The organism is Nonomuraea sp. SBT364 (genome assembly GCF_001083785.1).
Taxonomy (GTDB): Bacteria; Actinomycetota; Actinomycetes; order Streptosporangiales; family Streptosporangiaceae; genus Nonomuraea.
Genome location: NZ_LAVL01000019.1, coordinates 39,913 through 66,634, shown reverse-complemented (window position 1 = coordinate 66,634; position 26,722 = coordinate 39,913). Strand labels below are relative to the sequence as shown.

The 26,722-nt window shown below is 72.3% G+C and carries 20 protein-coding genes; 11 read left to right on the top strand and 9 right to left on the bottom strand.

Annotated elements, in window-relative coordinates:
- Positions 1–72 precede the first annotated feature (72 nt).
- Positions 73–1,002: a DUF11 domain-containing protein gene (locus ADY59_RS12340; protein ID WP_053174691.1), complete on the top strand. Its 930-nt coding sequence runs from the start codon at positions 73–75 to the stop codon at positions 1,000–1,002.
- A 187-nt stretch (positions 1,003–1,189) separates the two neighbouring features.
- Positions 1,190–1,540: a DoxX family protein gene (locus ADY59_RS12335; RefSeq protein ID WP_053174689.1), complete on the top strand. Its 351-nt coding sequence runs from the start codon at positions 1,190–1,192 to the stop codon at positions 1,538–1,540.
- Positions 1,541–1,627: 87 nt separating this feature from the next.
- Here the strand turns inward: ADY59_RS12335 and ADY59_RS12330 are convergent, their stop codons facing one another.
- The 5 genes from ADY59_RS12330 to ADY59_RS12310 form a co-directional block, all read right to left on the bottom strand.
- The gene (locus tag ADY59_RS12330) at positions 1,628–2,419 is read right to left on the bottom strand and encodes an SDR family NAD(P)-dependent oxidoreductase (protein ID WP_049561642.1); all 792 of its coding nucleotides are present in this window, start codon (positions 2,417–2,419) and stop codon (positions 1,628–1,630) included.
- Between the two features lie 11 nt (positions 2,420–2,430).
- Positions 2,431–3,831, bottom strand: a complete 1,401-nt coding sequence (locus ADY59_RS12325) for an MFS transporter (RefSeq protein WP_049561640.1) — start codon at positions 3,829–3,831, stop codon at positions 2,431–2,433.
- Between the two features lie 174 nt (positions 3,832–4,005).
- Complete coding sequence (locus tag ADY59_RS12320) at positions 4,006–4,362, bottom strand: ArsR/SmtB family transcription factor (protein WP_049561638.1); 357 nt, start codon at positions 4,360–4,362, stop codon at positions 4,006–4,008.
- Positions 4,359–4,802, bottom strand: coding sequence for an SRPBCC domain-containing protein (locus tag ADY59_RS12315; protein WP_049561635.1), 444 nt, complete (start codon positions 4,800–4,802; stop codon positions 4,359–4,361). Before ADY59_RS12315 ends, ADY59_RS12320 begins: the two co-directional genes overlap by 4 nt.
- 104 nt (positions 4,803–4,906) lie before the next feature.
- Positions 4,907–5,638 (bottom strand): alpha/beta fold hydrolase, encoded by a 732-nt coding sequence (locus tag ADY59_RS12310; protein WP_049561634.1) that lies wholly within the window; start codon positions 5,636–5,638, stop codon positions 4,907–4,909.
- 124 nt (positions 5,639–5,762) lie between these two features.
- On the opposite strand from ADY59_RS12310, the gene ADY59_RS12305 reads away from it, so the two are divergent.
- Positions 5,763–7,304: a hypothetical protein gene (locus ADY59_RS12305; RefSeq protein WP_049561632.1), complete on the top strand. Its 1,542-nt coding sequence runs from the start codon at positions 5,763–5,765 to the stop codon at positions 7,302–7,304.
- 19 nt (positions 7,305–7,323) lie between these two features.
- Here the strand turns inward: ADY59_RS12305 and ADY59_RS12300 are convergent, their stop codons facing one another.
- Together ADY59_RS12300 and ADY59_RS12295 are read right to left on the bottom strand one after the other, a co-directional pair.
- A complete protein-coding gene (locus tag ADY59_RS12300; protein WP_231618678.1) occupies positions 7,324–7,863 on the bottom strand; it encodes a DUF1062 domain-containing protein in 540 nt (179 codons plus the stop codon).
- Positions 7,864–8,102: 239 nt separating this feature from the next.
- Positions 8,103–8,798: a TioE family transcriptional regulator gene (locus ADY59_RS12295; protein WP_049561628.1), complete on the bottom strand. Its 696-nt coding sequence runs from the start codon at positions 8,796–8,798 to the stop codon at positions 8,103–8,105.
- A gap of 91 nt (positions 8,799–8,889) precedes the next feature.
- On the opposite strand from ADY59_RS12295, the gene ADY59_RS12290 reads away from it, so the two are divergent.
- The 3 genes from ADY59_RS12290 to ADY59_RS12280 all read left to right on the top strand — a co-directional run bounded on the left by ADY59_RS12290 (position 8,890) and on the right by ADY59_RS12280 (position 19,853).
- Positions 8,890–10,056 (top strand): erythromycin esterase family protein, encoded by a 1,167-nt coding sequence (locus ADY59_RS12290; RefSeq protein ID WP_049561626.1) that lies wholly within the window; start codon positions 8,890–8,892, stop codon positions 10,054–10,056.
- A gap of 268 nt (positions 10,057–10,324) precedes the next feature.
- Positions 10,325–13,588 (top strand): LamG-like jellyroll fold domain-containing protein, encoded by a 3,264-nt coding sequence (locus ADY59_RS12285; protein WP_231618677.1) that lies wholly within the window; start codon positions 10,325–10,327, stop codon positions 13,586–13,588.
- Positions 13,589–13,664: 76 nt separating this feature from the next.
- Positions 13,665–19,853: an RHS repeat domain-containing protein gene (locus ADY59_RS12280; RefSeq protein ID WP_049561621.1), complete on the top strand. Its 6,189-nt coding sequence runs from the start codon at positions 13,665–13,667 to the stop codon at positions 19,851–19,853.
- Positions 19,854–19,902: 49 nt separating this feature from the next.
- Here ADY59_RS12280 and ADY59_RS12275 read toward each other — a convergent pair whose 3' ends face one another.
- Positions 19,903–20,598: a helix-turn-helix domain-containing protein gene (locus ADY59_RS12275; protein WP_049561619.1), complete on the bottom strand. Its 696-nt coding sequence runs from the start codon at positions 20,596–20,598 to the stop codon at positions 19,903–19,905.
- A gap of 148 nt (positions 20,599–20,746) precedes the next feature.
- Between ADY59_RS12275 and ADY59_RS12270 the strand changes: the two genes are divergently transcribed.
- The 3 genes from ADY59_RS12270 to ADY59_RS12260 are packed head-to-tail and all read left to right on the top strand — an operon-like array spanning position 20,747 to position 23,654.
- Positions 20,747–21,952 carry a cytochrome P450 gene (locus ADY59_RS12270; protein WP_049561616.1) on the top strand — a complete coding sequence of 402 codons (1,206 nt, stop codon included), beginning with the start codon at positions 20,747–20,749 and terminating at the stop codon, positions 21,950–21,952.
- Between the two features lie 5 nt (positions 21,953–21,957).
- Positions 21,958–22,899: an ATP-binding cassette domain-containing protein gene (locus ADY59_RS12265; protein ID WP_049561615.1), complete on the top strand. Its 942-nt coding sequence runs from the start codon at positions 21,958–21,960 to the stop codon at positions 22,897–22,899.
- On the top strand, positions 22,896–23,654 hold the full coding sequence (locus tag ADY59_RS12260; protein WP_049561612.1) for an ABC transporter permease: 759 nt from the start codon (positions 22,896–22,898) through the stop codon (positions 23,652–23,654). Before ADY59_RS12265 ends, ADY59_RS12260 begins: the two co-directional genes overlap by 4 nt.
- A 44-nt stretch (positions 23,655–23,698) precedes the next feature.
- Here ADY59_RS12260 and ADY59_RS12255 read toward each other — a convergent pair whose 3' ends face one another.
- Positions 23,699–24,646 (bottom strand): LysR family transcriptional regulator, encoded by a 948-nt coding sequence (locus tag ADY59_RS12255; protein WP_231618675.1) that lies wholly within the window; start codon positions 24,644–24,646, stop codon positions 23,699–23,701.
- Positions 24,647–24,718: 72 nt separating this feature from the next.
- Between ADY59_RS12255 and ADY59_RS12250 the strand changes: the two genes are divergently transcribed.
- Both ADY59_RS12250 and ADY59_RS12245 read left to right on the top strand, forming a co-directional pair.
- Positions 24,719–25,141: a hypothetical protein gene (locus tag ADY59_RS12250; protein WP_063780640.1), complete on the top strand. Its 423-nt coding sequence runs from the start codon at positions 24,719–24,721 to the stop codon at positions 25,139–25,141.
- On the top strand, positions 25,134–26,717 hold the full coding sequence (locus ADY59_RS12245; protein ID WP_049561609.1) for a multicopper oxidase family protein: 1,584 nt from the start codon (positions 25,134–25,136) through the stop codon (positions 26,715–26,717). The genes ADY59_RS12250 and ADY59_RS12245 overlap by 8 nt, the downstream gene beginning before the upstream one ends.
- Positions 26,718–26,722 lie beyond the last annotated feature (5 nt).

Sequence of the window (26,722 nt, the reverse complement as noted above, 5' to 3'; positions counted from 1 at the left end):
GTCCGGATGCCTCTCGCTTCGCGGGAGCCTCAACCACCGATCAGTTGTTCCCGAGGCCGGGAAAGGGTTCTGGTGAACTCCGTCGTCCGCACCTCACGCGCCCGCCGCGCCCTGTCGGCTCCGCTGGCGCTGCTCCTGGCCGTCACGACCTCGGCCGGCTGGTGGGTCACGCCCGTACGCGCCACCGTGGCCGCCGGCGACCACGCGCAAGGCGTCGCCGCCGCAGGCGCCCCGGCCACCGCCGACCTGCTCGTGGGGCTGGCCGTTTCGGCCGACCCGGTCCCCGCCGGCACCGCGTTCGACTACGCGGCGACCGTCACCAACAACGGCCCCGGCCAGGCCACCGAGGTCAGCGCGTCGACCACCTTGTCCGGCGTCACCCGCGCCATCAATGCGGCCACCCCGTCGCAGGGCTCGTGCGCGATCGCCCCGCCCACGGTGACCTGCGCCCTCGGCAACCTGGCCGCCGACGCCACGGCGACGATCAGGATCAACGTGACGCCGGCCTCGGCAGGCACGCTGACCGCCACCTCCACGGTCGCCGCCGCCGAGCCCGACCTCACCCCGGCCAACAACACCGACGACGAGAACTCCACCATCGTCACCCCGCCCGGCGCCGACATCGACGTCGACCTGGCCGCCCAGCCCCGTCTGGACGTCCTGGTGCCGTACCTGCGATACACGCTGACCGCCCGCGACATCGGTCCGGACGCGGTCACCTCCGCCACGGTGCAGGCGATCCTGCCGCCAGGCGCGTCGGCGACCAACCTGTCATCCGGCTGCACCGCGGCGGGCACCACGATCACCTGCGTCTACGGCGCCATCCCCGTGGGAGCCGGCGCCGGCAAGACCTTCCGGGTGCCGCTGTCGCTGCTGTCGCTGGGCCAGGTCACCGTCACCGCCACGCGCACCGGCAGCGCCCCGGCCGACCCCGACCCGGCCAACGACCGCGCCTCGGCCACCTGCACCGTCGTCTCCATCGTCCTGGCCACCTGCTCCTGACCACGGGCGTCCGGACAGAACGGCGACGGCACCGATTGCCGCGGGGTGCGTGGCCGCTCATCGTGGCCCTGTCAGTGCCATCCTCAGCTCGGACTCCCTGCGAGTCGCCCGTCCGGCCAGGGTGGCAGGCATGAATCCGGCGGCGCCGCGCCGCCTTCCCATGCATGACTCCGTTGAAGGAAACCCCATGTTCATCGCCTATCTCGTCGTCGTCTCCGTGCTGTCGCCGCTGCTGATCGCCTCGGCAGGTCTCCTGCTGGCCAAGGAGAAGGGGGTGACGGCGACCATGACCCAGCTGGGGGTGCCGTTGCGCTGGTTCCCTCTCCTGGCCGTGCTGAAGATCGCGGGGGCGCTCGGGCTGCTGGCCGGGATCTTCTACCGTCCCCTGGGCATCGCCGCCGCCGTCGGCGTCGTGCTGTACTTCGCGGGCGCGACCGTCACGCACCTGCTGGCCAAGGACGTCAAGGGGACCGTGATGCCCACGGTCCTGACCGCCGCCTCCACCGCCCCGCTCCTGCTGGGCCTCGCCTCACTCTGACAACCCCGGGGCCGGCGGCCTGACCGTACTCCCGGTCACCTGGTGACCGGGAGCACGAGGGCGGGACGATCGGACTGCCGGCTTTGGTCACACGTGCTTGATCATGCCTCCGTCGATGAGATGTTCGCTGCCGGTGATGTTGACGGGCGAGGCCAGGAAGGCGATCAGCCGCGCCACCTCCTCGGGTGCGGTGAGGAGGCCGGTGGTCACGCCGCTTTCCTTGATCAGCTGCTCCGTGAGCACGTCCTGGGGGAGCCCCCGCGCCTTCGCGAGGCGGCCGACGAAGCCGTCCGGGTCGGTCCACACCCCGGTGCCCACCGGCCCGGGTGACACGGTGATGGCACGTACGCCCTGCCCGCCGAACTGCTCGGAGATCAGCTTGGTCAGGGCGCCGAGCGCCGCCTTGGAGACGTTGTAGTCGGCGGGACCGGCGGAGGCGGCCCGCGCCCCGACCGAGGAGACGTTGACGATCGTGCCCCTGCGCTCGATCAGGTACGGAAGCGCGGCGCGGCTGGCCCGCAGCGCGCTGTAGAAGTGCAGGTCGAAGGTGTGTTCCCAGGCATCGTCCGGCAGTTCGAGCAAGTTCAGCCGGGCGCCCTTGGCGAAGTCGTCGGTATCGCCCACTCCCACGTTGTTGACCAGCAGGTCGATGCCGCCGAGCACGAGGGCGGCCTTGCCGATGAGCTCGGCCGGCCCGTGGCTGGTGGAGAGATCGACGGCCACGGGCACCGCCTCGGTCTCCTTCAGCTCCGCCGTGATCGTGCGCGAGCCGGTGACCACGCGCATCCCCTCGGCGAGCAGGACGCGGACGAGAGCCAGGCCGATGCCCTTGCTGCCGCCGGTCACGACGGCCGTCTTGCCGGCCAGTTGCAGATCCATGGCATGTTCTCCTAGTGATTCACTGCCGCAGCGGGCGCCGCGGTACGGGTGGGTGGTTGCTCGGCGCGTGGCCGCAGGCCGACCCAGATGAGGACGACGCTGACGAACGTGATGATCACGTTCACGGACAGCGCCAGATGGATCCCGGTCAGTTCCGCGGATCGCGTGGCGGCGACAGCACTGAGGATCGGGATGCCGATCGTGATGGCGACGTTCTGCGTCATGGTGGTGAGGCCGGTGGCCAGGCCCTGCTCCTCGTCCGGCAGGCCGGACGTGGCGGTGACGGTGTAGGCCACGATGGACGTCACGTGCCCGAAGAAGCCGATGAACAGGGCGGGGATCAGCAGGGCCAGGCCCAGACGGTCGGAGCCGACGAAGATCAGCGGGACCGTGGCCAGCCCTTGGACGGCCAGGCCGGCCGGCAGCACCGTGCGGTAGCCGTACCGGCTGATGAGGCGACCGGCGACGGGGCCCGCCAGCACCGCCGCCAGGCCCGGGACACCGAAGACCAGACCGGTGACGAGCGGGTCGAAGGCGAGGACGTTCTGGAGGTACAGCGTCATCAGGAAGATCATCGCTGTCTCCATGGTGAACACCACGAGACCGGCGTAGTTCCCCCACTTGACGGTCGGCCGTCCGAGGATGCGGAGCGGGGCGAGCGGCGCGGCCGAACGCAGTTCGATCAGCCAGAACGCGGCCAGCAGCACGATGCCGGCGACACCGGCAGGCACGCTCCGCTCGACGACGGCATAGACGACGGCCAGCAGGCCGCCGGTCACGGTGATCGCGCCCGGCACGTCCAGCTTGAACCGGCCGGGCGCCTTGCTCTCACTGATCAGGAACGGCGTGAGGACGAGGATGATCACAGCCACGGGCACGTTGACGAAGAACGCCGTACGCCAGCTCAGCAGGCTGACCAGGGTGCCGCCGAGGAGCGCGCCGATGGTGAAACCGCCGGACAGTAGCGCGCCGTTCAGGCCCAGGACCCGATCACGCGCCGCGCCCTCCTGGAACGTGGTGGTGAGCAGGGACAACGAGGCCGGGACGGACAGGGCGGTGGACAACCCCTGAAGGGCGCGGGCGGCCAGGAGGGTCTCGGGACTGGTCGCGAAGCCGCCGAGCAGCGAGGCCACGGCCAGCAGGACCATGCCCGCGAGGAAGAGCCGGCGGCGGCCGAACAGGTCGGCCAGCCGTCCGGACAGGAGCGTGAAGCCCGCCGCGGGCAAGGCGTAGGCGGAGGCGATCCAGGGCAGCTTCGACTGCTCGAGCCCGACGCCCTCACCCACCTCGGGCAGCGCGACGTTCAGGATGGAGAAGTCGACGGAGAGCATGAATCCGGCGCCGAGCAGGACCAGCAGGATCAACCGCTGCCGTCCGGTGAAGCGCGGCGGCGGGGTGGTGACGGTGGTCAAGGGACGGTCCCCTCTCTTGAGAACCCGGTATGGGGACGGGCAGCACAGGCCGGCGCCGCGCGCCGTGCTCCGCTCGGCTTCATGGCACGCTCAGCACACCCCTGTGGTCAGGGGTGTGCCATGAGCGCATTTCCAGACCTGCCTACGCGCCGGCAGGGGGCATGGTCGGCGGGATCAGCCTTCTTCGCGTTCGGCTGCCTCGGCGAGACGCTTGATCATCGCCAACCGTCGATCCCACTCGACCGCGAGCGAGGACATCCACCGCGCCGTCGCGTCGAGCGCCGCGGGGCGCACCGCGTAGCGCACCTCCCGTCCCACCCGGGCGCCGGAAACGAGCCCGGCGGCCTCCAGGACGGCGAGGTGCTTGACCACCGCCTGCCGCGAGACGGGCAGCCCTTCGGCGAGCGTGGTCGCGGTCGCCTCGCCCTGCGCGGCGAGCAGATCAAGGAGTTGACGTCGCGTCGGGTCGGCCAGCGCGGACAGGACGCTGTCGACCCCTTCGGCGGGACCGCGGCGTTCCTCTGCGGTCACCCGGCTTGTTCGGCACGGTTCTTGACGGCGTCGAACACCTGGGGCCAGCCGTCGGAGTTGCACCGCACCGTCTGGTCGCGCTGGTCATCGGGCAGGCGCAGTGCCGTGAACCCGCTCTCGACGACGCGCAGCCTTGTCTTGCCGCCTTCCGTGCTCAGCGTGAATTCCACCAGGGTGCTGTTGTCCGCGCGCAACTCCTCCCCGGGGAACGCGCTGGCCCAGCGGTAGGCCACGTAGGTCGGCGGCTCTACCTTCTCCACGCGCACCGAGACCTCCCCGAGATGGGGATTTTTCGCGACAAGGGTTGCTCCCTCCGTGGCCACGGTGCCCGCCACACTCGCCTCCTCGGCCACCCAGAACCCCGGGACGGACACCAGCGACCACACCCGCTCCAGGGACGCCTCGATCAAGGTGTCGCGTTCGATCCGGTCTTCGCTCATCAGAACCCCCGCCTTTACTGTCATCGGACGCAACTCTATGGTTGCACGTCGATTACTGAGGCGCAACCCCAGGGTTGCAGGATGCGCCGTCGTGGCCGGCGTTCTCACACCTCGCCGGTCAGGATGCCGGCGAACAGGTCCGGGCGCTGCAGGGGGATGCCATGGCCGCATCCCGGCACGATGGTCAACCGGCTGCCGGGCAGGGAGTCGTGGATGGTGCGCGCGGAATCGTGCATCAACTTCCGCTCGCGCTTCCCCGCCATCACCAGCGCCGGCTTCCCGAAACGGGCCCAGCCCGGGGGGAGGGTGAAGCGGATGTTCTCGCTGACGCCGGCGAGAAGGGTCTCGCGGCTCACACGAGCGCTGTCGCGAAGGTAGTCGGGCAGCAGGTCGTCCGGGATGAACAGCTCCTTCGCCTGGAGTCTCGCGAACCACCGCTGTCGTGCGAGCGGTGCGGTGGCGGCGAGGAGCCCGAGGGTCGCCTGGGGGAACCGGAGCGGCCGGGCCTGCGCGCTCACGATGACGGCGCTGGTGACCAGGTCGGGTCGGGTGGCGGCGAGGAGTATCGCGAGCTGCGCCCCCAGCGAGAACCCCACGACCTTCGCGCCGTGCGGCGCGCGTTCCTCCAGAAGCCGCGCCACGGCCCGAGCGGTCTCCTCGTGCGATCGGTACGCCTCGCCCGCGCTGCGGCCGTGGCCGGGGAGGTCAGGAATGATCAGGCGAACGTCCGTCGTGAGCCGCTCGGTCGCCGGACGCCACATCCATCCCGCGACGCCGCCACCGTGCAGCAACAGGAGGGGAGGAGCCTGCGCATCACCTGCCTCGAAGACATGCATGCCTGCATCCTTCCACCGTCGCAGCAGGCGGCGGTCGCCGGGCTTCCGGGCCGCCCCCGTTGCCTTGCCGGATCGTTCCGGATCATCATCAGGGTGTGGCCGACCGGCGAGCGATTGGACCCGGATGATCGATGACACCGTCGCGCGCGCCTGCGGTCAGGGCCCCGGGGCCCGATTCGCCCGCTGGTGGATCGCCTGGCAGGTCCGGCGCGGCAACCGGGCCGCGATCCGAGGGCTGTGGCGGGGCTGGCGCCGGCGCGGGGACCCGGTCCTGTGGGAGCTGCTGGCGCGTACCGGCCAGCTGAGCGGCACCGATCCAGCCGCCGGCGAGGAACTGGTCCCGGCGGCGTTCTCGTACGACGCCACCGTGCGCACGGCCGCGATGAGGATCATCATCGCGCGGGGCGACCCGGCGGAGATCGACAGCCTCTTCAGGGTGAGCTGGGACCGCCCGGACGCCGAGGCCGTCGTGCTGCTGCACGACCTGACGGCTCGCGGCCTGCTCCCCGGCGACCCCGTGCTGAAGGCCCGGGTCCTGCTGGTCGTGGGAGACCGTGACGGCTACCTGGGCCTCGATCCCGACGGCGCGCTCCTGGCCCAGCACCGTGGCGCCGACGGGAAGGCGCTCAGGGTCGCCGAACACCTCAAGGCGCTGGAGCTGGAGGAGTGGTTCCTGCGTCGTCTCGTGGAGCGTGACGACGCGTACTTGTGCCGCTTCCACTCCTGGACCAACTCCCGTGGGGACTCACCCGACTGGCCGCCCGATGTCGTGCGGACGGCCCTGCGCAGCCGGGTCCCCGGGATCGTGGAACTGGCCGAGCGGCGATGCCGCGGCGCGCGCGGGGCGGAGCTGACGGCGCTGTGGGAGCAGGCACTGTCCGACGGCCGGGCCTGGCCCGCGCTGCTCGGCAACCCCGGTGACCTCGATCCCGAGGCGAGCGCGTGCGGGTGGCGGCTGTGGCTCGCCGACCCCGCCGACGACCTGCTCGACCACTTACAGGCACGAGGCGGCCCGCTCACCGGGCACACCGCCGAGGAGATCATCGCCGGGACCGCGCAGGAACTGCTGGTGCGAGCCCTGCTTTCGCCCCGCCTGCCGCAGCCGCTGCGCACCCGGATCGGGCGCTCGCCCGGCATCCGCGGCCATGCCTTCTTCAACCTGCTGTCCGGCCGATACAACCGCCTGGACCTGCAGCAACTGGCCGCCTGTTACCGGTGCGAGGGCCTGCGCGACATGATGCGCCGGGCGTTGCGCCCGCTGCGCGGCATCGACCTGGCGGCGATCATCGGCCGCGAGCGCGAGCAGGACCGGATCTTCGTGGTCCAGACCCTGGCGGCGTGGCGGGACGGGCCCCGGCTGCATGCCTACCTGCTCAGCCTGCCCGTCCTCGACCTGCTGGAGCTCGCGCCCCACCTGGCGCGCCACGACGCCTCCGAGCTGGGCGCGTTCGGGCCTGTCCTGGGTCTCGGCAGCGCGATGACGCGCTATGCCCGGGTGACCCGTTCCCCCCGGATCAAGCCGATCCTGCGCCTCCCGTTCGCCGAGATGACCGGCGACGAGCTGGCGGTGCTGCGCTGGATCCAGCGCAGCGCCCGCGACAATCCCAATCTCTGCCGGCTCGCCCAGGCGCTCGAACAATGCCTGATCGCCGTGGCGCCCGGCTGACCCGGGGGTTGCGTCCCCGCTAGTCCACGGCCATCACCGTGAAGGTGAACCCGGCGCTCCTCGTGCGGCGCGGCGGAACGTCGCACTTGATCCGGCGCAGCACCTCGTTCCTGCTGAAGCCGAGCCCTTGCGCGATGAGCCGCTCCGGGCGGACCGGCACCGGATCGTCGAAGCCGACCTCCACCCGGACCGGCCATCTCTCGTCGAGCCGTGCCTGCGGGGTGTGCAGCTCCCAGGCCCCCGTCCAGTCCAGGCTGAAGCGGTTGCGGCGGGCGATCAGCGGATCCAGCAGCCTGGACGCCACCAGCTCCTGATCGTTGTCGTGATAGCCGTCGAGCGTGGCCGGATCGATGGCTCTGACCGGCACCCGCTCGTGCACGGCGAGCTTGCTCGTCCGATCGCACGACACGCAGCGGACCAGCAGCCACACGTGCAGCAGCTTGCCGTTGGCGTTGACGCGGAACCTGCCGGCGCCGGTGGTGGCCGACTCCGAGGGGCAGTCCACGCACCGCAGCGACAGCAGGGGCAGCCTGGTCCGGCGGACGACCCAGGGCAGCACGGTATGAGGTTGTGAAGACATGATCTCTCTAGATCTGACACGAGGCCGATCGCGCGCGGCCTCAATCGCTGAAGGACCGGGCGCACGCGGGCAGCCCGGCGGAGCCGGCGGTGGCGCCGGCTTGAAGGAGAGCGGAAGAAGGTGTCAGATCTGGCGAGCAGGCGGGGTCACGCGGTTGTTGTCCTCTGTCTTCACTGCGGAAAGGCCGCAGGAAACCTACGGGAACGCGGCAGGAAGCCTCAACCGGTTTTCCGGCCGTCGCGGACGTGGAGGTAGGCGTCCAGGCCGGCGGCGCCCGTGAGCATGGCGCGGCCCCGGGCGGACAGGCGGGCCTGCCAGTCGCGCAGAGTCGACTCCAGGGGGCCGACGCCTCCGGCGGAGCGGACCTGGGCGATCAGCGGGGCGATCTGCTCCAGCAGGTAGCCGCCCCGCCTGAGCTGGTGGGCCAGCCGGACGTCCCGTACGTCGGCCGCGCTGTAGACGCGGTAGCCGGTCCGCGGGTCGCGGCGCGGCTGGACGAGCCCGGCGTGCTCCCACTTGCGCAAGGTGGCGGGGCGCAGGCCGAGCCTCCTGGCCAGGGGGCCGATGAACGTGTCGCCGCGCTCCGGCGGGACGGGCGCCAGGTCGCGGAGCGCGGCTTCGACGGCCTGGAGGGTGCGCCGGTCGTCGAGGAGCCGGCCGTGGCTCTCGTCGATGACCCCGAGCGCGTCCGCTGTGTTGCCCCGGTTGACCGCCTGCATGATCGCCGTGGCCGTCCGGTGGCCGTGCCCGGGCACGAGGGCGAGGAACGCGCGCAGTGCGTGGGCGTGCAGCGGCGAATAGGCGCGGTAGCCGTGGGCGGAGCGTTCGGCGGCGGGCAGGATGCCGGCGTCCTCGTAGTTCCTGATCGCCTGGGTGGACAGGCCGTGCTCGCGCGCCAGGTCCACTGGCCTCATGGATACCTCGCCGATTGAAGGTCCGGCGCGCCGGAAGTGGGGGTTTCCGCGCGAAAGTTTACACCGAAAGTTCAACGATACCGTTGATGACATGGACATCAAGGACATGGCCCGGCCACTGGACGGCGCGGGCGTCTCGGCGTTCCTGCGGTCGCTTCCCGCCCGGCCCCTGCTGCTCGGCCTGGGCGAGGCCAGGCACTTCGTGGGGGAGCTGGGGGAGGTGCGCAACGAGATCTTCCGGCATCTGGTCGAGCACGAGGGCTACCGGTCGTTCGCCGCCGAGAGCGACTGTCTCCTGGGCCTCGTGGTGGACGACTACGTCTCGACGGGGGCGGGCACGCTCGACGACGTCATGGAACGCGGCTTCAGCCATGGCTTCGGCGAGTTCGCGGCCAATCGCGAGCTCGTGCGCTGGATGCGCGCCTACAACGAGGAACATGAGGACAAGATCCGCTTCTTCGGCTTCGACGGCCCGCTGGAGTATTGGGCGGCGAGCCCGCGCGAGGCGCTCACCTCCCTCTACGCCCTGCTGGACAGCCCGCACCCGTGCACGGTGGAAACCCTCGACGCGCTGCTGGGCCCGGACGAGCGGTGGTCGAACGAGGCCACCGCCATGGATCCGTCGCTGTCGATCGGCCGCTCCGCCGACGCCCAGCGGCTGCGCCTGATCACCGACGAACTGCTGGCGCTGCTCGACACGCAGTCGCCGGGGCTGAGCGCCGGGGACGGGGAACGGGCGGCCCTGTACGGGCGCACCGCCCTCGGCCTGCTCCGCTACCACCACGGCATGGCCGACGCGTCCCCGGCCCGGTGGACCCGGCTGTCGGCACTGCGGGACGCGATGATGGCCGCCAACCTGCGTGCCGTCGCCGAGCACGGCCCGGCCCTGGTCTTCTCCGCCAACCTCCATCTGCAGCGGCACAAGAGCTTGATGTCGTTCGGTGACCAGGTGCTGGAGTGGTGGAGCGCGGGGGCGATCGCCGCGTCGCACCTGGGCGACCGGTATGCCTTCCTGGCCTCGGCCTTCGGCACGGTCGGCGGCGACAACCCGCCGCCTGACACCGCCGAGGGCATCCTGTCCACGCTCCCGTGGGAGCACGCGATCGTCGACGCCCGCCGGCTGGCCGGAGCCGTCGCGGAGCCCGTCCCGCGCATCTCCCACGACTTCGCCTACTTCCCCCTGAACCCGGCACACCTCGGTGCGATCGACGGCATCGTCTTCCTCAAAGAGGCCGTCAAGCTGGAGAAGCTGGGCTGACGAGGCGGAGGATTGGCGATATTTGTCAAAAAAGCCGCCATTCCTGGAAATTCCTTACATACCGTGATCAACCTCTTGATCATCGGTACGGCCGCGTACACACTTGCGCTGATCCCCGGCTTTACGGAGCGCCTTCGGAGGCATGATGGCTCGGGTCAGGAGCGCAGGTGCGTCGTCACGCCGCCGACTCGCCGGTACACCCCCCATTCCCTTAACCAGCAGATCGTTCAAAGCAGTCGCCGCAGCGGCTGCTTTTCTCTTGTCCGCCGTGGTCGTGCCCCCGGCGCACGCCGGCACGCCGGCCGCCGAGCGGCAGGAGCGGCAGGAGCCACCGGACACCGCCACCGAGCCGGGCGCCCTGGCGGCGGCCAGGCAGAGCGGGGAGCGCGTCGAGGTCGGCTCCCTGCGCGGCGAGACCCGAACCGTCTACGCCACGCCGGAGGGCGGTTTCGTGCTGGAGCAGCACGCCCGGCCGATCCGGGTGCGTCAGGAGGGCAGGTGGGCGCCGGTCGACACCACCCTGCGCCGCCTGCCCGACGGCTCCATCGCCCCCGGCGCCACCGCCGTGGACCTGCGCTTCTCCGGCGGCGGCGACGCCCCGATGGCCCGGGTGGCCCGCGGGGCCAAGTCGCTGGCGCTGACCTGGCCCGACCGGCTGCCCGAGCCCGCCCTGGACGGCGCCACCGCCACCTACGCCGAGGTGCTGCCCGGCGTCGACCTCCAGGTGACGGCGGACGTGGACGGCTTCTCGCACGTCCTGGTCGTGAAGAACCGGCAGGCGGCGCTGAGCGGACGCCTCGACCGGCTGCGGTTCGCGCTGAAGGCCGAAGGCGTCTCGGTGCGGCAGGGCCCCGGCGGCGGCCTGGCGGCCGTGGACCGGTCGGGCGCGGAGGTGTTCGCCGCGCCGACGCCGCTGATGTGGGATTCGCCCGCCGACCGGCAGGGCAGGCGGATGGCCCTGGCCAACCGGCCGGGCGAGGGGCCGAACCCCGGCTCCCGCCACGAGAAGATGGGCCTGGACCTGGGCGGCGGGGCGCTGACCCTGACCCCCGACCGCCGCATGCTGGCCGACCCGGCCACGCGCTACCCGGTCTACCTGGACCCGTCGGTGTCGGCGGCGCGCGGTGCCTGGACCGCGGTCTGGAAGCGATACCCGACCACCAACTACCTCAACTCCAGCGACGTGGCGCGCGTCGGGCACGAGAACCAGACGGGCGGCACGAACCGGTCGTTCTTCCAGATGAACACCGGCACCGCCATCCACGGCAAGCAGATCATCAAGGCCACCCTGCGCACGTACGAGACGTGGGCCTGGTCGTGCACGAAGAAGCCGGTGGAGCTCTGGCTGACCGGCGGGATCAGCAAGTCGACCACCTGGAACAACCAGCCGTCCTGGGCGACGAAGCTCGACACCGAGACGGTCGCCAAGGGCTGGAGCACCGCCTGCCCGGCGGGCGGCGTGGAGTTCGACGCGACCGAGGCTGCGGTCCAGGCCTCGGCCAAGAAGTGGTCGAACATCACGCTGGGCCTGCGCGCCTCCAGCGAGACCGACACGTACGGCTGGAAGAAGTTCCGCAACAACCCCACCCTGGTCGTCGAGTACAACACCGTGCCCACCGCGCCCGTCGCCGCCGACGCCTGGTCGGACCCGGGCGGCGGCTGCGTCGCCGGGGACGCCCGCCCGCTGGTCGGGACGGGGACGCCGAAGCTGTGGGCCAAGCTGCGCGACGGCGACAACTCGGTCAAGGGCCGCTTCGAGTGGTACGACGCCGCCGGGACGAAGCTGGGCGAGTTCGTCACGGCCGCAGCCTCGTCGGGCAACGCGTTCACCGCCACGGTGCCCGCCGGGCTCTACGCCGACGGCTCGGTGATCCGGTGGCGGGTGCGCGGCGAGGACGGGCGGGCCAGCAGCGCGTGGAGCCCCTGGTGCGAGATCGGCGTGGACATGACCGCGCCGGGCCGCGAACCCGTGGTGAGCTCGCCGCAGTACCCGGAGAACGCCTGGGGCGACGGGCTCGGCCGCGCCGGCGACTTCACCTTCGGCGCCGACGGCGTGCCCGACGTGACCGCGTTCCTGTACGGGCTGAACACCAGCCCGGTCACCGAGGTGGCCGCCGACGCGACGGGCGGCTCGGCAACGGTCCGGCTCACCCCGCTGGAGGAGGGGCCGAACGTGCTGTCGGTGCGCAGCAAGGACGCCGCCGGCAAGCAGGGCCCGATCCGCAGCTACGTGTTCAACGTGCGCGCCGGCACCGGCCCGGCGGCCTACTGGCGGCTCGACGAGGGCTCCGGCGCGACCGCCGGTGACGAGGCGGGCGCGCATCCGGCGGCCGTGACGGGCGCCGGGTGGAGCGAGGGCAGGGCCGGCAAGGCGCTGCGCTTCGGCGGCGCGGGCCAGTTCGCCACCACCTCCGCCGGCGTCGCGCCGACGGAGGCGAACCTGGCCGTCTCGGCGTGGGTGCGGCTGTCGTCACTGCCCACAGGCAACGCGGCCGCCGTCAGCCAGAGCGGGCAGGACAACAGCGGCGTCTGGCTCGGCTATCACGGCAGCACCAGATCGTGGGCGTTCATGATGAACCACCCCGGGGGCACGTCGCTCACCGTCTGGGCGCGCAACCCGGCGTTCGTCCCCGTCGCGGGCGAGTGGACGCACCTGGCCGGCGTGTACGACTCCGCGTCCCGCTCGATGTTCCTGTACGTGAACGGGCAGCCGGCCGCCGGGCCGGTGCCATACCACGGCGGGGCGGGACCGGCGACGGCGGTGCAGGTCGGGCAGGCCCTCTACCAGGGCAGGCAGACCGACCCGTGGCCCGGCGAGGTGGACGAGGTCCGGGTGCACGACCGGGCGCTGGCCGCCGACGAGGTGGTGAAACTGGTCAACCACGCCGCCACGCTGACCGGCCACTGGCGGCTGGACGAGGAGACCGGCACGGCCGCCGCCGACACGGCGAACGTGACGGGCCCGCTCGCCCTCGGTCCGGGGACGGCCTGGACGGGCGGCTGGCTCGACGGCGCGCTCGCGCTCGACGGAACCTCCGGCCACGCGCAGGCGGCGCGGGCGGCGGTCCGCACCGACGACAGCTTCACCGTCTCGGCCTGGGTGCAGCTCGACTCGCTGCCCGCCGCCGACGCGAGCGCGGTGGCCCAGAGCGGGACCCGGGCGAGCGGCTTCTCGCTCGGGTACGCGGCCGAGGGCCCGCGCTGGACGTTCGGGATGGCGGACGCCGACGCCGACGGAGCCGCCGTGGTCCGCACCCGCTCCGACGCCGTCCCGTACGCGATGGAGTGGACCCACGTCGCGGGCGTGTACGACGCGCTGGCCAAGAAGTTGCGCGTCTACGTCGGCGGGCGGCTCGTGACCAGCACCGAGACCGGCCATTCCAGCGGCTGGAACGCCACCGGGCCGCTCCAGCTCGGCCGGGCCCCGGCCGGCGGGGTGTTCGGCGGGCACTGGCCCGGGATCGTCGACGACGTACGCACCTACCAGGGCGCGCTGAGCGACGAGGCCGTCGCCCGGCTCGCCGCCGAATGACCCCTCTCCGGCGGAGCCGTACGCAGGCTCCGCCGGGCCCCGGCCGCACTCCCATGCCCGACCCTGGACGGTGAGGATGTACGACCCCGAGGAGCTCCCGGAGCCCGAACGTTCGACTTTCCTGATCTTCGAGTGGTTCCCGCGCAAGTTCCGCTGGTTCGTGCGCGGCTGCGCGGCCATGGCGGTGGCGGTCACGGTGCCACTGGTGTACGCCATGCCCGCGCAGGCCGCTCCGCGGGAGCGGCCGGGCGTGCAAGAGGAGGAGCCGGTGCCCGGCCGCGCGGTCCCCGTGCTGCCCCCGGCCAAGGACGCCACGGCGGGGCGCGCGCTCAGGACGGCCCCGGCCGTGTCCTGGCCGGAGCCCGGCGTGGCCGAGCTGGCGCCGGGCGGCAAGGCCCGCGCCACCGCCGGCGCGCTGCCGGTGGGGATCTCCGCGCCGGCAGGCACGGAGGCGCGGCGCGCCGAGCCCGCGCCGGAACGGGTCAAGGTCGAGGTGCTCGACCGGGCCCGCACCCCCGGCGTGGCGGGTGTGGCGCTGCGCCTGTCCCGGGGCAAGGGCGCGACCCGCGGCGGCCCGGCCCGGGTCGAGCTGGACTATTCGGGCTTCCGGCACGCGTTCGGCGGTGACTACGCCGCCCGGCTGAAGCTGGTCGAGCTGCCGGAGTGCGCGCTGACAGCCGCCGGCCCGGCGGCGGCGTGCCCCGAGCCGAAGCCTCTCCCGGCCGAGAACGACGTCAAGGCCGGGGTGCTGCGGGCCGAGGTGGACGTCGCGGCGTCCGGCACGTCACTGTTCGCGCTGACCGCCACCGCGTCGGGAGGCTCCGGCGACTACTCCGCCACCTCGCTGTCGCCGTCGGCGACTTGGAGCGTGGGCGCGCAGTCGGGCGACTTCACCTGGAACCACCCGATGCGGGTGCCGCCGTCGATCGGCGGCGAGGAGCCCGTGGTCAGCCTGAACTACTCCGCGCAGAGCGTGGACGGGCGCACCTCGGCCACCAACAACCAGGTGTCGTGGGCGGGGGAGGGCTTCGACCTCACCCCGGGCGGCTTCATCGAGCGGCGGTACAAGTCGTGCATGGCCGACGGGCGCAAGACCGGCGACCTGTGCTGGGACCACGAGAACGCCACGCTGATGCTGAACGGCTCGGCCGTGGAACTGGTCAAGGACGCCGCGACCAAGCAGTGGCGGCCCAAGCGTGACGACGGCACCCGGATCGAGCTGCTCACCGGCGCGGCCAACGGCGACAACGACGGCGAGCACTGGCGCCTCACCACGACCGACGGCACCCAGTACCACTTCGGCCTGAACCGGCTGCCCGGCTGGACGTCGGGCAAGGCGGAGACGAAGTCGGCCTGGACGGTGCCCGTGTTCGGCAACGAGTCGGGCGAGCCGTGCCACAACGCCACCCCCGCGAACGCCTGGTGCCAGCAGGCGTGGCGCTGGAACCTCGACTACGCGGTGGACCGGCACGGCAACGCCGTCACGTACTGGTACGCCACCGAGACCAACCACTACGGCCGCAACGAGAAACCCGACCTGGAGACCCCGTACGTGCGCGGCGGCCACCTGACCCGCGTCGACTACGGCTACCGCTCGGGCGAGCTGTTCACCGGCGCGCCGGCGGCGCGGGTCGCGTTCACCACGGCCGAGCGGTGCGTGCCCGGCGGCAGCGTCACCTGTGAGCCCGGCCAGCTCACCAAGGACACCGCCAAGCACTGGCCGGACGTCCCCTTCGACCGCAACTGCAACGCGGGCGAGACGTGCAAGGACCGGCTGTCGCCGACGTTCTGGACGCGCAAGCGGCTGGCGAAGGTGACGACGCAGGTCCGTTCCGGCACCGGATACCGGGACGTGGACTCCTGGACGCTGACCCACTCCTTCCCCGCCACGGGCGACGGGCTGAGCCCGGCGCTGTGGCTGGCGTCGATCCAGCACACCGGCCACGTCGGCGGCACCGTCACGCTCCCGGCGGTGACGTTCGCCGGGGTGCAGCTGAAGAACCGGGTCGACGCCGACGAGGGCCGCGCGCCGCTGTACAGGTGGCGCATCCAGTCGATCAACACGGAGGCCGGCGGCGAGACCCGGGTCACGTACGCGCCCGAGGAGTGCGCGCCCGGCGGCCTGCCCGCGGCCGACCGCAACACCAAGCGCTGCTACCCGCAGCGGTGGGCGCCGCAGGACGAGATGGAGGTCCTGGACTGGTTCCACAAGTACGTCGTCGCGCAGACGGTGGAGGTCGACCGGACCGCGCGGTCACCGTGGCTGGTCACCGACTACGAGTATCTCGACGGAGCCGCCTGGCGCTACGCCGAGAACGTGCTGGTCAAGCCGAAGGAGCGCACCTGGGCCGACTGGCGCGGCTACGCCCGCGTCCGCGTACGGCAGGGCGACGGCCAGGACGGGCCGCGCACGATGACCGAGCACCGCTTCCACCGGGGCATGGACGGCGACCGGCTGGCCGACGGGACCCGCAAGGACGTCAAGGTCACCGACAGCGAGGGCCGCGCGTACGAGGACCACGACCAGCTCTCCGGCGCGGACCTGGAGACGATCGTGCACGACGGCGACGGCGGGAAGATCTTGTCGGCGACCGCCGAGGAGCCGTGGTGGCGCAAGACGGCCGAGTTCACGTTCGAGGGCGTGACCAAGACGGCCTACATGCTCCAGCCGGCGAAGATGACCACCCGCGACCTGAAGGAGGACGGCACCTGGCGGCGCACCGCCGAGGAGCGCGCCTACGACGAGTACGGCTTCGTCACCCAGGTGAGCGAGCTGGGCGACGTGGCCGACCCCGGCGACGACACCTGCGTCCGCTACACCTACGCCCGCGACCCGGCCGCCTGGATGCTGGACTTCACCAGCCGCGTCGAGAAGGTGGGCAGACCGTGCTCGGCCGCCCCCCAGCGGCCCGCCGACGTGCTGGAGGACGAGCGTTTCCACTTCGACGGCCGCGCGTTCGGGCAGCCGCCGGTGCGCGGCGACGTGACCCGCGAGGAGGAGCTGGCCGGCTACGACGGGGGCACCCCGCGCTACGTCCTGACCACGGCGCACGCCTACGACGCGTACGGCCGTGAGACGGCGGAGAGCGACGCGTCGGGCGGCTCGACCACCACGTCGTACGTGCCGGCGTCGGGCGCGCAGGCGACCGAGGTACGCACCGTCAACCCGCTCGGGCACGCCGACGTCACCTACGTCGAACCCGCCTGGGGCGAGCCGGTCGCGGAGGAGGACGAGAACGGCCGCCGCACCGACCTGGAGCACGACCCGCTCGGCCGGCTGGCCAAGGTGTGGCAGCACGACCGCAGCAGGTCGGCGGGGCAGTCGCCCAGCACCGAGTACGCCTACCGGATCCGCACCGACGGCCCGAACATCGTCACCACCAGGACGTTCGCGGCCGACGGCGAGTACATCGTCAGCCACGAGCTCTACGACGGCCTGCTGCGCCCGCGCCAGACGCAGGAACCCGCGCCCGGCGGCGGGCGGGTCGTCACCGACACCTTCCACAACTCCATCGGCGAGGTGGCCAAGGCCAACGAGGGCTACTACGCCACCGGCGACCCGGGGACGGACGTGTTCGCGGTCTCCGACGACGACGTCGCCGGGCAGGTCGTGTCCGCCTACGACGGGACCGGCGAGCTGGTCTCCCAGAGCTTCCGCGTCAAGGGCGCGGAGAAGTGGAAGACCTCCGTCCGGCGCTCGGCCGACGCCGCGCACGTGACCCCGGCGCCCGGCGAGACCGCCACGAGCGTCCGCTCCGACGCCGAGGGCCGGATCGTGGAGCTGCGCCAGTACAAGGGCGCCACCCCGGCCGGTGAGCACGACACCACCCGGTACGCCTACGACCGGGCGGGGCGGCTCACCTCGGTGACCGACTCCGCGGGCAACGTGTGGCGCCACCACTACGACCTGCGGGGCCGCGAGTTCAAGACCGAGGACCCGGACAAGGGCGTCACCACCCGCGTGTTCAACGACGTCGGCGAGGAGGTGTCCAGCACCGACGCCCGCGGCCGCACCCTGGTGCACGCCTACGACGCGCTCGGGCGCAAGACCTCGACCCGCGAGGGCTCGGCCACCGGGCCGCTGCTGGCCGAGTGGCGGCACGACGCCCTGGCCAAGGGGCACCTGGCCGAGACCGTCCGGTACGTGGACGGCCAGGCGTACTCGGCCAGGATCGAGGCCATCGACCGTGAGTACCGCACGCTGCGGCAGAGCGTCACGATCCCCGCGCGCGAGGGCAAGCTCGCCGGGACGTACACGTTCAACACCCGCTACACCGAGGACGACCAGGTCCAGTCGATCACGTTCCCGGCGGCCGGCGGCCTCCCCGGAGAGACCGTCACCTACGGCTACGACGCGCTGCGCCAGCCCAGCCAGGTCGAGGGCCTGTCCTCGTACGTCACCGACGCCCGCTACGGCAAGCTGGGCGAGACGCTGCAGTACGAGCTGAGCACGGGCACGCGCAAGACCTGGCTGACCTACACCCACGAGGAGGGCACCCGCAGGCTCATCAGGTCGCAACTGGACCGGGACAACGCCACCGCCTCCGACCTGGACCTGCGCTACACCTACGACGCCGCGGGCAACGTCACCCGCATCGCCGACCGGGGGCGCGACGCCGACACCCAGTGCTTCGCCTACGACCACCTGCGCCGCCTGACCTCGGCGTGGACGGCCACCGACGACTGCGCCGCCGGGCAGCCGCGCTCCGAACTGATCGGCGGCGCCGCGCCGTACGCCACCAGCTACGCCTACGACGCCACCGGCAACCGCACGAAGGAGACCCACCACGCCTTCGGCGGCCGCGCGGAAGGCGTGCGCGACTACGCCTACCCGGCGGCGGGCGGGGCCCGGCCGCACGCGCTCGCCTCGGTCACGCCCACCGGGGCGGTGACCGAGGCGGCGTCCTCCTACGAGTACGACGCGGCGGGCAACGTGACCGTGCGCCGGCTCGGCGGCTCCGAGCAGCGGCTGACCTGGGACGCCGAGGGCAACCTGGAGTCGGTGACCGAGGCCGGCAAGACCACGTCGTTCGTCTACGACGCCGACGGCGACCGGCTGATCCGCAAGACGCCGACGGACACCACCCTGTACGTCGACGACATGGAACTGCGGCTCGACCACGCAGGCCAGACCGTGGCGGGCACCCGCTACTACACGGTCAACGGCGACGCGGTCGCGATCCGTACGTCCGAGGGCAAGGTGTACTTCTTCGCCGGTGACCACCACGGCACCGCCCATGCCGCTGTCGACGCCGCCAGCGGCGCGCTGGCGATCCGCAGGCAGACGCCGTTCGGCACCGACCGGGGCGCGCCACCGCCATGGTGGCCGGGCGAACGGGGCTTCGTCGGCGGGACCGTGGACCCGACGACCAAGCTCGTGCATCTGGGCGCCCGCGAGTACGACCCGTCGACCGGCCGGTTCCTGTCGGTGGACCCGGTCATCGACGAGGGCGACCCGCAGCAGATGAACGGGTACGCCTACGCCAACAACAACCCGGCCTCCATGACCGACCCAGACGGGCAGCTCTTCTGGTTCGCGGCCGGCATCGCGCTGCGGATCGCCTTGCAGGCGGCGGCCCGGCGGGCGGCCATCGCGGCGGCGCGGCGCAAGGCGCTCGAGATCGCCCGCCGCAAGGCCCTGGAGGCGGCGCGGCGCAAGGCGGCGGAGATCGCCCGGCGCAAGGCCCTGGAGGCGGCCAGGAAGCGGGCGGCCGCGCAGGCCAAGAAGCGGGCCGCGGCCGAGGCCAGGCGCAAGGCCATCGAGAAGGCCAAGAAGGCGGCCGCCGCGGCGGCCAAGCGGCGGGCGGCTGCGGCACGGGCCAGAGCCGCCGCCGCGCGGGCCAGGGCCTCGGCGGCGCGCGCCAAGGCCAGGGCCGCGGTCAGGCGAGCCGTCACCAGACGGCCGAAACCGGCCAGCGCGCGACCGAACCACCGGCCCACCACACGCCGGGCACAACAGCGGACGAACCCGCCCAAGGCCCAGCGCAACCCGTCGAACAACAACCAGGTCCAGCAGCGCAAGGGGCTGTCCGACGCGCAGAGACGCTCGATCGACGAGCAGATGGGAGTGCGGCGCTACGATCCCGACGAGCTGAGGTCGTACAGTCAGGCCGCCCGCCGCGAGTCGGAGCTGATCCCCGACCAGGGCACCGGCCACAGCCCGGCCAGCAAGAAGCCGCAGGCGGACACCCCGCGCGGCAGCAAGGGCCGGACCGTCCTGTGGTTCCTCTGGCAGGTCTTCCGGCCGCGCGGCGGCCCGGACTAGAAGCGCCGTCCCGCCGGGCCGGGCCGACCGGCCCGGCGGGACAGGCTGGTCACGACAGGAGATGGCGCCAGCGTTCGGTCGACTCCAGCATCTCGAGGCTGATCTGCTCCAGGAACGCCGCGCCCCGGGCCAGCCTGCGCCCCACGGGCGTGCCGAGCCCGAACGTCTCCGCCGACGCCTTGGTGATCTCCGCGGCCTCCAGCGACTGCCGGGCGCTGGTCACCACCGAGTGGTACCAGGCGTCCTCGTCGACCACGTAGATGTCGCGCCGCCGCCGCGGATCGCGCTCGCGCCTGATCAGCCCCTGCTGGGTCAGATAGGCCACGGCCGTGGAGACCGAGGCCGGGCTGACGCCGAGCCGGCGTGCCAGCTCGGCCGCGGTGAGCCTGCCGTCGTCGCTCACCCACAGGGCGATGAGCACCCGCGCCATCATCCTCGGCAGTCCCATCCCGACCGCCATCTCGATGACATCGCCTTCCACCTTCCCCACCATGCCCCCCATGCCCGCCATGTCGCCGGGCGGCCGGGGCGGGGGAGTGGGCGAGCCACGTCGCGCCCGCCGCTCCGCCGCCCGGTGCGCCCGGTCGGGCCGGTAGTCGCCGGGGCCGCCGTTGCGGCCCACCTCCCGGCTGATCGTCGAGGTGGGACGGTCGAGCCGCTTGGCGATCTCGGCATAGGAGAGCCCCTGGGCGAGCCCGGCCGAGATGCGCTGACGGTCCTGCTGGGTCAACCTTCCTCCTGGCATGCCGGCATTATTGCGTTCGCCGCCAACCAGTTGCAACGTTTCGGAGCATTCAGCTCCATCGTCAACGCATCAATATTGCGGCGCTGACCTGCTATTTCATTAGGCAGTTGATTGACAATTATTTTGAAGGCAACGTAGCTTTCATGACATGTCAAACACGTACTATCGCGACACGGTCTCCCCGTCCCTGGACCGCGCGCCCGGCTGTCCCTTCGACCCGGCCCCCGAGGTCACCGCCCTGCGCGCCGGGCAGCCGGTCGCCCGCCTGGCCGCGCCCGAAGGCGCTCCCGGCGTCTGGCTGATCACCGATTACGCGCTGGTCCGGCAGATCCTCGCCGACCCGCGCTTCAGCTCCCGCTACGAGACCCAGTACCACCCGCAGATGGGCGGGCACCTGCCGCCCGCGCCCGCCGGCGACCTGAGCGGCATGGACGCGCCCCAGCACACCCGGTTCCGCAAGCTGCTGATGGGCAAGTTCACCGTCCGGCGGATGAACCTGCTCACCGAACGGGTCGCCGAGATCACCCGCGAGCGGCTCGACGCGATGGAGCGGCAGGGGCCGCCCGCCGACCTCGTCCAGATCTTCGCCCAGCCCGTCCCCGCCCTCATGATCTGCGAGCTGCTCGGCGTGCCGTACGAGGACCGCGAGCGGTTCCAGGAGCAGACGCGGACGCTGTCGGAAGGCGAGGCCGCCCAGGCGCAGTACGAGGCCTTCGCCCAGCTCAGCGCGTACCTGCGCGACCTCGCCGTCGCCAAGCGCGCCGAGCCGACCGACGACCTGCTCAGCGACCTGGCCACGGGGGGTGACCTGACCGACGAGGAACTCGGCGGCGTGGCCGCCTTCCTGCTCGGCGCCGGGCTCGACACCACCGCCAACATGCTCGCGCTCGGCACCTTCGCCCTGCTGCGGAACCCGGCGCAGCTCGCCGCCCTGCGCCACGACCCCGGCCTGGCCGACAAGTCCGTGGAGGAGCTGCTGCGCTACCTGTCCATCGCCTCGCTCGGCATGCGCGGGGTCCTGGAGGACGTCGAGCTCGGCGGCAGGCGGCTCAAGGCCGGCGACACGGTCATCGTCGCGGTCAACGCCGCCAACCGGGACCCGGCGAAGTTCCCCGACCCCGACACGCTCGACCTGCGCCGCTCGGCCACCGGGCACCTGGCCTTCGGCCACGGCATCCACCAGTGCCTCGGCCAGCAACTGGCCCGCGTCGAGATGCGCGTCGCCTTCCCCGCGCTGCTCGCCCGGTTCCCGACGCTGCGGCTCGCCGTACCGGCGGACGAGGTGCCGCTGCGCACCGACCCCACGCTGGTCTACGGCGTGACCGCCCTGCCCGTCACCTGGGACCGGGGTTGAGCGCGATGCCGACCGGCACGAACCCCGCCATCTCCGTGACCGGCCTGCGCAAGTCGTACGGCTCGCACCGCGTCCTGGACGGCATCGACCTCACCATCCCGCAGGGCACGGTCTTCTCCCTGCTCGGCCCCAACGGCGCCGGCAAGACGACCACCGTGCAGATCCTGTCCACCCTGGTCAAGGCCGACGCCGGCGAGATCCGGGTGGCCGGGCACGACCTGGCCGAGGAGCCCGACAAGGTACGCGCCGCGATCGGCGTCACCGGCCAGTTCTCCGCCGTGGACTCCCTGCTCACCGGCGAGGAGAACCTGCGGCTCATGGCCGACCTGCTCCACCTCGGCCGAACGGCGGGCCGCGCGCGCATCCGCGAACTGCTGGAGCGCTTCGACCTCACCGACGCCGCGCGCAAGCCGGCCGCCGCCTACTCGGGTGGCATGCGCCGCCGGCTCGACCTCGCCATGACCATGGTCGGCACCCCCAGGCTCATCTTCCTCGACGAGCCGACCACCGGACTGGATCCGCGCAGCCGCCGCACCATGTGGCAGATCGTCAGGGACCTGGTCGAGCAGGACGGCGTGACCATCTTCCTGACGACCCAGTACCTGGAGGAGGCCGACGAACTCGCCGACCGCATCGCCCTGCTCAGCCAGGGCGAACTGGTGGCCGAGGGCACCCCGCAGGAGCTCAAGCGGCTGGTCCCCGGCGGCCACATCTCCGTGCGCTTCGCCGACGCCGACGGCTATCGCAGGGCGGCCCCGCACGTCGGCGCCACCTCGCGCAACGACGCGACGCTGACCGTCCAGATCCCCGGCACGGGCGGCGTCAGGACGCTGAAGAACCTTCTGGAACGGCTGGACAGCCAGGCCGTCGAGGTAGCCGAGCTCACCGTGCACGGCCCCGACCTGGACGACGTCTTCCTCACCCTGACCAAGGAGCCCTCCCGATGAGAGCGATCACCGACTCGGCGACGATGCTGCGCCGCCAGGTCAGGCACATCTGGCGCTACCCGTCGCTGATCATCATGTTCGCCGCCCTCCCCGTGGTGTTCCTGCTGCTGTTCGTCTACGTCCTGGGCGGCACCATGGGCGCGGGCCTCGGCGGCGACCGCGCCGCCTACGTCGGTTACCTCACCCCCGGCATCATGATCATGACCGTCGCGACCGCCGCCCAGGGCACCGCGATCTCGGTGGCCACCGACATGACCGAGGGCATCATCGCCAGGTTCAAGACCATGGCCATCGCCCGCGTCTCGGTCCTCACCGGGCACGTGCTCGGCGCGATGGTGCAGACGTTCATCGCGATCGCGGTGGCGACGCTGGCGGCCCTGCTGATCGGCTTCCGCCCGGCCGCCTCTCCGCTGGACTGGCTCGGCGTGGCCGGCGTGCTGGCCCTGTTCACCTTCGCCATCACCTGGCTGTCGGTCGCGCTCGCCCTGGTCTCCAAGAGCGTCGCCACGGCCAGCAACCTGCCGATGCCGCTGATGATGCTGCCCTTCCTGGGCAGCGGCTTCGTCCCGACCGAGTCGATGCCGGCCGGGCTGCGGTGGTTCGCCGAGAACCAGCCGTTCACCCCCGTCATCGAGACCCTGCGCGCCCTGCTCGACGGCCGCCCGGCCGGCTCCAGCCTGGCGCAGGCGGTCGCCTGGAGCGCGGTCATCGCGGCGATCGGCTACCTGTGGGCGCGAAGGCTCTACAACCGCTAGTCCCGCCGGAACGAGGCCCTTCGGCGACTTCCCGGGCGTCCCCTTCAGGCGCCGGGTGGAGCCGCTGCCGAGGACGGCGAGCCGAGCGTGGGCGGGAGGGCTGTGAGGTCGGAGCCGGCGCTCCAGTCCCAGCCGGTGATCGTGGTGCGCATCAGGCGGGCGGCCGGGGTCAGGTGGCTGCCGGCACCCCAGTACAGGGTGACCGTGCGGCGGCAGTCGGGGCTGTCGACGGCGATCCAGGCGCCGGGGACGCGGGCGGTGCCGCGGCGGGCGAAGGCGGGGACCAGACCGATGCCGAGCCCGGCGCTGATCAGGCTCGCGATGGCGGTGGGTTCGTCGCTCTCGCAGACGATCTTCGGTGTGAGGCCCCTCGCGGCGAAGAGCCGATCATGCAGCCGGCGTATCCAGTGCCCCTTGCGGGCGGTGACGAAGGGCTGGCCGGCGAGCTCGTCGATGCTGACGGAAGTACGGCCCGCCAGCGGGTGATCGAGTGGCGTGCCCACCCCCACGGCCTCCTCGAACAACTGGACGGACTCCAGGCCGTCGGCGTGGATCGGCTGCGAGGCGACACACAGGTCGACGTCCTGGGCCCGCAGGCGGCGGGCCATGTCCTCGGCCGGCGACCAGTGGAGCTGGATCTCGACGGCGGGATGGGCTCGCTTGTAGGCCGCCAGCGGGCCGGTGAGGGTGAGGAAGGTCTCCGAGGCCAGGCGCACGGCGCCCAGGCCCTCGCCGGCCGCCTCGGCGACGGCGCGCCGGCCCGCGTCGAGCTCGCCGAGGGAACGCTCGACGTGATCGCGGAAGAGCTTGCCCAGGTCGTTCAGCCGGAGCCGGCCGCTCCGGTCGAACAGCGGCGTGCCGAGCTCGGTCTCCAGCCGGTTGATGGTACGGCTCAGCGACGGCTGGGCGACATGAAGCTCGTCCGCCGCCCGGCTGAGGTGCTCCAGCCGGGCCACCACCAGGAACTGCCTGAGCGAGTTCAGCTCCATCATGCCTCCATGAGCATAACGTCATAGCAATATAAATCTTAGACAAGATAACCTTGAAGCCATAATGTCACGGCAATGAAGACTGAGCTAGCAGGGATCGTGGCCACGCCTGCGACGAGACCTTCGGGGTGGACGCTGCGGGCCGTGGTCAGCGCCCACCTGGTGGCGATCGTCGGCCAGCCGGTGTTCGCCGGGGTGTATCTGACCGGCGACTACGACAGCCTGCACTGGCACGCCGTCGGCGCCGACGTGGTCACCTCGATCGGCTATTCGCAGCTCATCGTGGCGATCGTGGTCTGGGTACGGTTGCGTCAGGTCTGGCCGTTCCTGGGCACGGCGGCGGTGGTGGCGGCCGAGACGGTGCAGTATTTCGCCGGCCTGGACGGCGCGTTGTGGCTGCACGTACCGCTGGGCGTGATGACCGTCGCCGCGCTCGTCGTGCAGTTCGTCGCCGTCTGGCGCCGGCCCGTCGTGCGCGGGGAGGCCCGCGATGCGTGAGCGTGGCATGAGCAGGCGGCGGGTGCTGGGCATCGGCGGGGCGCTCGGGCTGGTGGCGGCCACCGGGCTGTCGGCCTCGGCCGCGCTGGCCCGGCGGCCGCCGGTCACGGGTGCCGAGCTGCGCAGCGCCCTGCCGCTGCCGCCGCCGTTCCGGGTGCCGCTGCCGATCCCGTCCGTGCTGAAGCCGGTCGGCACCTCGGGTGGCGCCGACCGTTACGAGATCACCCAGCGTGAGGCGAGCGCGGAGATCCTGCCCGGCGTCAGGACGCCGTTGTGGACGTACGAGGGCACCTTCCCCGGGCCGACGATCGAGTCGCGCCGGGGCCGCCCGGTCACGGTGACGCACCGCAACGAACTGCCCCTGCCGACCGTCGTCCACCTGCACGGCGGCCGGACCCCGGCGGCCTCCGACGGCTACCCGACCGACCTCGTGCTGCCCGAAGGCTGGCCGGAGACCGCCGCACACGCGGGAGGGCACGGCATGCACGATCCGCGGGCGTTGGTGAGCAGGCTGACGCGCGACTACACCTTCCCCCTGGACCAGCGGCCGACGCTGCTGTGGTACCACGACCACCGGATGGACTTCACCGCCCCGGCGATCTGGCGCGGCCTGGCCGGGCTGCACATCGTCCGCGACGACGCCGAGGACGAGCTCGGCCTGCCCTCGGGGCCGCGCGAACTGCCGCTGATGATCGCCGATCGGGCGTTCGCCGCCGACGGCGGCCTCGACTACCCGGCGCTCGACCCCGCCCTGAGGGAGCGGCCGGGCGTGCGCGAGCCCTATCTCGCCGGGGTCCTCGGGGACGTGATCCTGGTCAACGGTGCGCCGTGGCCCGTGCACGAGGTCGACGCGGCCCGCTACCGGCTGCGCGTCCTCAACGCCTCCAACGCCCGGCACTACGAGCTCGAAGCGGTCACCGACGACGGCCGCCGGCTCGATCTCGTCCAGGTCGGCGCGGACCAGGGGCTGCTCGCCGCGCCGGTCACCCACCGGCTGCTGCCGATCGCGCCCGCCGAGCGATACGACGTGATCGTCGACTTCTCCGGCGTCCCGGTCGGCGGCCGCGTCAGGCTCCTGAACCGGATCGGCTCCGGGCGCGCCCGCGACGTGATGGCCTTCCGAGTGGGGCGCAAGGTCACCGACGACAGCCGCGTCCCGCGTGTGCTGTCGTCCGATCTGCCTGACTGGCGCCGCTCGGACGCCGTCCGGGTGCGCGACTTCTCCTTCCGCACCGGGCGCATGCACGGCGGTCACGGCTGGCTGATCGGCGGGCTGCCGTTCGACCCCGCCCGCACCGACGTCACCGCCAGGTTCGGCGACGTCGAGGTGTGGCGGCTGATCGCCGACGTCCACCATCCCATCCACCTGCACCTGGTCGGCTTCCGAGTGCTCTCGCGCAGCGGCCGCCCGCCGCTGCCCCACGACGCCGGCCTCAAGGACACCATCTCCCTGCGGCCGGGCGAAGCGGCGGAGATCATCACCCGTTTCGACGGCTACCGAGGCCGATACCTGTTCCACTGCCACAACGCCGAACACGAGGACATGGGCATGATGGCCAACCTTGAGATCGTCTAGGCGCT

Bases quoted from the DNA above. Each gene is read 5' to 3' on its own strand.
- ADY59_RS12310 (WP_049561634.1), bottom strand. From the start codon at position 5,638: ATGCATGTCTTCGAGGCAGGTGATGCGCAGGCTCCTCCCCTCCTGTTG.
- ADY59_RS12305 (WP_049561632.1), top strand. From the start codon at position 5,763: ATGATCGATGACACCGTCGCGCGCGCCTGCGGTCAGGGCCCCGGGGCC.
- ADY59_RS12315 (WP_049561635.1), bottom strand. From the start codon at position 4,802: ATGAGCGAAGACCGGATCGAACGCGACACCTTGATCGAGGCGTCCCTG.
- ADY59_RS12280 (WP_049561621.1), top strand. From the start codon at position 13,665: ATGTACGACCCCGAGGAGCTCCCGGAGCCCGAACGTTCGACTTTCCTG.
- ADY59_RS12290 (WP_049561626.1), top strand. From the start codon at position 8,890: ATGGACATCAAGGACATGGCCCGGCCACTGGACGGCGCGGGCGTCTCG.
- ADY59_RS12265 (WP_049561615.1), top strand. From the start codon at position 21,958: ATGCCGACCGGCACGAACCCCGCCATCTCCGTGACCGGCCTGCGCAAG.
- ADY59_RS12255 (WP_231618675.1), bottom strand. From the start codon at position 24,646: ATGATGGAGCTGAACTCGCTCAGGCAGTTCCTGGTGGTGGCCCGGCTG.
- ADY59_RS12270 (WP_049561616.1), top strand. From the start codon at position 20,747: ATGTCAAACACGTACTATCGCGACACGGTCTCCCCGTCCCTGGACCGC.
- ADY59_RS12275 (WP_049561619.1), bottom strand. From the start codon at position 20,598: ATGCCAGGAGGAAGGTTGACCCAGCAGGACCGTCAGCGCATCTCGGCC.
- ADY59_RS12330 (WP_049561642.1), bottom strand. From the start codon at position 2,419: ATGGATCTGCAACTGGCCGGCAAGACGGCCGTCGTGACCGGCGGCAGC.
- ADY59_RS12335 (WP_053174689.1), top strand. From the start codon at position 1,190: ATGTTCATCGCCTATCTCGTCGTCGTCTCCGTGCTGTCGCCGCTGCTG.
- ADY59_RS12260 (WP_049561612.1), top strand. From the start codon at position 22,896: ATGAGAGCGATCACCGACTCGGCGACGATGCTGCGCCGCCAGGTCAGG.
- ADY59_RS12295 (WP_049561628.1), bottom strand. From the start codon at position 8,798: ATGAGGCCAGTGGACCTGGCGCGCGAGCACGGCCTGTCCACCCAGGCG.
- ADY59_RS12245 (WP_049561609.1), top strand. From the start codon at position 25,134: ATGCGTGAGCGTGGCATGAGCAGGCGGCGGGTGCTGGGCATCGGCGGG.
- ADY59_RS12250 (WP_063780640.1), top strand. From the start codon at position 24,719: ATGAAGACTGAGCTAGCAGGGATCGTGGCCACGCCTGCGACGAGACCT.